This window comes from Psychrobacter sp. 4Dc (genome assembly GCF_002836715.1).
Taxonomy (GTDB): Bacteria; Pseudomonadota; Gammaproteobacteria; order Pseudomonadales; family Moraxellaceae; genus Psychrobacter.
Genome location: NZ_PJAT01000058.1, coordinates 1 through 241, shown reverse-complemented (window position 1 = coordinate 241; position 241 = coordinate 1). Strand labels below are relative to the sequence as shown.

Here is a 241-nt window from a genome sequence, read left to right as displayed (position 1 = left end):
GGTGACAGCGATATTGATGGCGATACGTTAAGTATCACCTCGATCAATGGTGAGTCGATGCCAGTGCTTGGCACCGCCAAAGACATTACTGTAGACAATGGTATGATCAGCGTAGATACTGCTGGCGTCATCACCTTCACCCCAAATGCCAACTTTAATGGCAGCGTGAGCTTCCCGTACACCATCAGCGATGGCAAAGGCGGTACAGATACTGCTACAGAGACCATCACCGTCACGGCGG

1 protein-coding gene is annotated in these 241 nt (G+C 51.5%); it reads left to right on the top strand.

Annotated elements, in window-relative coordinates:
- On the top strand, positions 1 to 241 hold a 241-nt coding region (locus tag CXF61_RS14005; protein ID WP_193834170.1), incomplete at both ends, for an Ig-like domain-containing protein.